This window comes from Bradyrhizobium sp. Leo170, from assembly GCF_004296405.1.
Taxonomy (GTDB): domain Bacteria; phylum Pseudomonadota; class Alphaproteobacteria; order Rhizobiales; family Xanthobacteraceae; genus Bradyrhizobium.
Genome location: NZ_PSRR01000507.1, coordinates 1 through 4,188 on the forward strand (window position 1 = coordinate 1; position 4,188 = coordinate 4,188).

General features: G+C 61.5%; 7 protein-coding genes and 1 tRNA gene. 2 read left to right on the forward strand and 6 right to left on the reverse strand.

Annotated elements, in window-relative coordinates:
- The 4 genes from CWO89_RS47330 to CWO89_RS41470 all read right to left on the reverse strand — a co-directional run.
- A partial coding sequence (locus tag CWO89_RS47330) for a hypothetical protein (protein WP_207234684.1) occupies positions 1–182 on the reverse strand: 182 nt, incomplete at its 3' end.
- A gap of 164 nt (positions 183–346) precedes the next feature.
- Entirely contained in the window at positions 347–1,471 is a 1,125-nt protein-coding gene (locus CWO89_RS41460; RefSeq protein ID WP_130584014.1) for a FecR family protein, read from the reverse strand.
- A gap of 68 nt (positions 1,472–1,539) precedes the next feature.
- Complete coding sequence (locus tag CWO89_RS41465) at positions 1,540–2,052, reverse strand: RNA polymerase sigma factor (protein ID WP_130584015.1); 513 nt, start codon at positions 2,050–2,052, stop codon at positions 1,540–1,542.
- Positions 2,049–2,810 carry an STN domain-containing protein gene (locus CWO89_RS41470; protein ID WP_130584016.1) on the reverse strand — a complete coding sequence of 254 codons (762 nt, stop codon included), beginning with the start codon at positions 2,808–2,810 and terminating at the stop codon, positions 2,049–2,051. Before CWO89_RS41470 ends, CWO89_RS41465 begins: the two co-directional genes overlap by 4 nt.
- A 502-nt stretch (positions 2,811–3,312) precedes the next feature.
- On the opposite strand from CWO89_RS41470, the gene CWO89_RS41475 reads away from it, so the two are divergent.
- Positions 3,313–3,386 (forward strand) — tRNA-Gly (locus tag CWO89_RS41475).
- A 57-nt stretch (positions 3,387–3,443) separates the two neighbouring features.
- Here the strand turns inward: CWO89_RS41475 and CWO89_RS41480 are convergent.
- Entirely contained in the window at positions 3,444–3,899 is a 456-nt protein-coding gene (locus CWO89_RS41480; protein ID WP_130584017.1) for a hypothetical protein, read from the reverse strand.
- A gap of 83 nt (positions 3,900–3,982) precedes the next feature.
- On the reverse strand, positions 3,983–4,150 hold the full coding sequence (locus tag CWO89_RS46470; RefSeq protein ID WP_165421553.1) for a hypothetical protein: 168 nt from the start codon (positions 4,148–4,150) through the stop codon (positions 3,983–3,985).
- Here CWO89_RS46470 and CWO89_RS41485 point away from each other — a divergent pair.
- The coding region (locus CWO89_RS41485) for an Arc family DNA-binding protein (protein WP_130584018.1) at positions 4,115–4,188 on the forward strand (74 nt) is incomplete at its 3' end. The genes CWO89_RS46470 and CWO89_RS41485 overlap by 36 nt on opposite strands.

Sequence of the window (4,188 nt, forward strand, 5' to 3'; positions counted from 1 at the left end):
GCCGACTGCGCCGCTGCGACCGCCGCAGCCGACGCTGTCGGCGCGGATCCGCCCAAGGGGCGGGCCATTGCCTCGGACGCAGACAGAAACAGCGCCGCAGCGCTCACGCCCGCAAGGAGGATGGAGCGGCGCCGATCCCGGTGCGCGGTGGTGGTGGAACTGACATCACTTTGCACCGGCATCGAAGGCTCCTGCGAACAAGACTACGCTCCCAGCGTCGCAGCCACATGTCGCGGCGACGCCAGAAATGAAATGGCTCTCACCGTAAAGACAGGTTCTGCAGCGGCGTTGAGCACGCCCGCACGAATTATTTTTTGGAAGGACTCTCGGGTGGCGCAGCCGAAGCTCAGCTCAGGACCACGATTCCGCCGGGGAACCGCTGAAGCTTCGCGTTAAATGCGTACTCGAGCTGTTCCAGCACCATATTCATCTGATCGATACGAAAACGACCGCTGAGCTGCTTCTGCCCGAGCGCCTGGTTCATCAAGATGATCCTGCCGGGTCGGTATCGGTTGATTTCCTCGACCGCCTCGGCGAGCGGGGTCCCGCGAAACTCGACGATGCCCCGCTGCCATTCCGATGCAACAACCGGATCGATTGCGACGATCGGGCTCAGTCCTCTCGAACCGTACTGGACGCGCTCTCCAGCCTTGAGAGCGGCGAGCTCCGCCCCATGCGCAATCCGCGCGGCGCCCTCGAAACAGGTGACGCTGACCGAGGCCTGTTCGCTGCCTTTGGTGTAACGAACATCGAACTTTCCAGCGTTCGCGACGGTCTCACCGCCTGCCGCAAAAACCCCCAATGATCGCTTTGCCCGTGCTGGAACAACGAAGGAGGCCTCTCCCAGGATCAGCTCAATACGATCCATCGCGCCGGCTGCGGATCGAATTGCCAGGCTGGTCTGTGTGTTGAGGTTGATGGCGATGTCGCCTGCGAACGTCACGCTGCTCTGTTCGCCGGTGCTGGTGTGGTAGTCGGCCTTTAGTTCGGCCAAGGAGGGCCAGAGCCCAAGTGGCGGGCTCACAGCGCCGTACGCTGTCGCCGCGGCGATCGCGGCCACACCGCCGCCCACCACAAGGCGCCGGCTGACTGTCTTGCGCTGTTGGCGGAGAGCATCGAGTTCGGCGAAGATATCATGATCGACGCCTTGCAGCATACGCGCAGCCGCGCCCGCGCTGCTCCACGCCCGACTGGCCTCGACAAAGGCGGCCTCACGCGCAGGGCTTTGCGCACGCCATCGCGCCAATGCGTCCACGTCCTCACGCGTCGCTTCGCCGGACGCAAGCTTCTGCACCCACGCGATGGCCTCATCCTCGATGACATTCAGGCCGGAACCCGAATGACGGGCGTTGCTCATACTAGCTGCGCGTCCTTTGATATCGACATCGTGGTGGCCGCTTTCCAAACTGCGGACGACCTCACTCCTAAGACGATTCGCCGGTGACAAATGCGCACACTTTTGTTTGAGCATGATCTCCGCGCAAACGCGTTCGCGTTTGTCGCGACGGAAAACCGGGCCCCACTTTTCCGGATCATGCTCTAGCCCTTCATTTCCTTGAGGCGCTCGACAAACGCCTTGTGAGCCAGGAGAAGTTCCTTCGCCACCAGCCGCCGTGACACGCCAAGGCGGTCGGCGATCACCTGACGGGGAATATTGTGCAGCCGTGCCGCCAGGAAGATCGTACGCCTGCGCGCGGGAAGTTGCGCCAGCATGGCCTTGAACGCCTCCAGTTCGGATCTCGCAAGCACAATCTGCTCTGGCGTCGGCGCTTCGTCCGCCACGTCAAGCAGGCTGTCGATCTCGGCCACGGACAGGTGACGTGCGTCGTTGCGGCGGCGGTCGGCGGCGGCATTCAAGGCTGCACGGAAAAGGTAGCTTTGCTGGCTTTGGACGACTCCGATCGATTCCGTCTGCGCCAGGCGCAACCACGTATCGTGCATTGCGTCGCCAGCGAGGTCGGCCGAACCCAGATATCTGGTCAAGCGCTCCTTCAGATCCTCATAGCGTTCGACGAACAAGCGACGGATTCCCGCCAGGGCCTGGTCGCTCATCGCGTCTCTCCACCGGGACGCGCAGCAGTGTCAGCGGAGGCACAGCCCGGTGTAACGCCAGGCGCTTGCGGCACGAGAACAATCAATATGGGCTGCGCGAAATCTGCCGGCGGCGGCTCCCGCAGTCTCACCGACGCCAGGGTTACGTCAATCTGCCGATCGATAGTGCCGCTGCCGGCGGAGCCGACGCGCTGGGATTTCTCGATTCTGCCCGTCGAGCCGATCCAAAGCGCCACCACAATCCGGTACTGGCCAGGACGGGTGACGGCCGACTGACAGAGCGCATCCAGCACGGTCTCCTGAATCAGACCATAATAACGTCGGTGTGCCGCTGATGGCTCTTGCGTTGTTGCTTGCCGCGCGCTGGGTGCCGTGGGCATCAGGACGAATGCGTTCTCGGAAAGGAACCGCGCCGAAAGATTGGTCCCGGCCAGAAGCCGCTGTAGCGCTTCATTGGGTGTCAACACACCCAGCACCTCACCCGAGGCCCTGCCCGCAGCAAGACTGGTGTCGTAGAGTGCCTCGCGACCCGTCAGGTCGCCATAGCGACTGAGTGCCGCGCTCAACGACTGTGAGGGAATATCGAACCTGATTGCCGTGTTCGCGGACAGTGTTTGGGCAAACAGATGTCCAGTCGCGGCGATAGCACCGGCGACCGTCAGAGGAGTCGCCCACAGCAGGAACCGTCCTCTACCCGAGGTACCTGCCGCGTATCCGAGGCGATCAGGTTCAGTTACAGCTTTGGTCTGCGAACGCATCACCACTGTCCGACCGTGCAATGGATCAGGACTGCGGTGTCGGCCTCCAAGAACTCCACGATCTGCTCGTTGACGGTAATTTCAGGCGTCGGCGTGCATGCCAGCCGACGGGTCTCAATGAGTATTCATGCAATATTACGGTTTGACGACGTCGCCCGATTCCAGGCTTGATGGCGTCCCGAGCAATTCCCCATCTGCGTCGGCCCAACAATAAAGACGCGGCGGAATCGCTCCCGCCGCGCCCGATTCTCGTGCTCGCTGGTCCAGGGCTGAGAGCGCCCCGATGCCAAGCTTTGGACTGCTTAGCGGGCGATCCCAGCGAGGTGACAGCGCTTGAGATAAGACACTGGATCACCTCCTTTCTTTGTTGATGGGACACGCAATATAGGCAGCCACTCCGCCCCTGTTAAGGCCTGAAGGCGGATCGGCTGGAACCCGGCTGTTCGTAACGACTCAGGGCGGTTGAGGCTGCCCTCCCGGCATGATAGTGGATCATCCCGACGCGGGTGTAGCTCAATGGTAGAGCAGCAGCCTTCCAAGCTGAATACGAGGGTTCGATTCCCTTCACCCGCTCCAATGTTTTCAGTCACTTACGACACTCCCAATTTTTCATTCGGACAAGCTGGCTGATGCTCATTCGGACAAATGTCCGGCTTTCGTTCGCACGGCGCGTCGCTTCTTGGTGCCGGTGGCGATCTGCGTCGTGGTGCGCTTGACGTACTTCGGCAACACCTTGACCGTGGTATGCCTGCTCTGCGCCAAGATCTCGCGATCGGTCAGTTCGGCGCCGGTCTCGGTTAGGCCACCGTGCCTGAACGAGGCGAATGATAGCTCGTCGCGCAGATTGGCGGCCCGGATGACCTCTTTCACCTTTCGGCTCATGTGCGTGAAGTCTGGCATGTCAGGCTTTGGCCATGTCGGCCACGGGCCGCGTTCACCCCAGTCCCGCCGCAGCATGAGGCCGCCGATGCGCTCGCGCTTGATAGCATCGAGTTCGTCCATCAGCTCTGGATAGAGAGCGACACCAGCGTCATCGAGCAAAGGAACCCAGCTTTGCGCGTTCGTCTTTTCATCGATCACGCGCACCATGTTGGGGTGTTCCTTCGGTCGATAGTGCAAGACGTCGAAGGTCGCGAATATGTCGGTCTCTCGCTGAAGCCATTCCCACGCGATCAGCGCAGCAGATTCGCAAGTGCGATATCGCACTGTGCGATTGAGAGGTTGCGAATGGCCAAGAAAAAGACCGTCAGCAAGACGCGGCCCGGCAGGGGGCCGATCAATTTATCGTCAGGCTGCCCCCTGGCATGCGCGATACACTCTCCGAGCTTGCCGGAGAGCACGGTCGCTCCATGAATGCGGAGGTTGTGGACGCACTAGC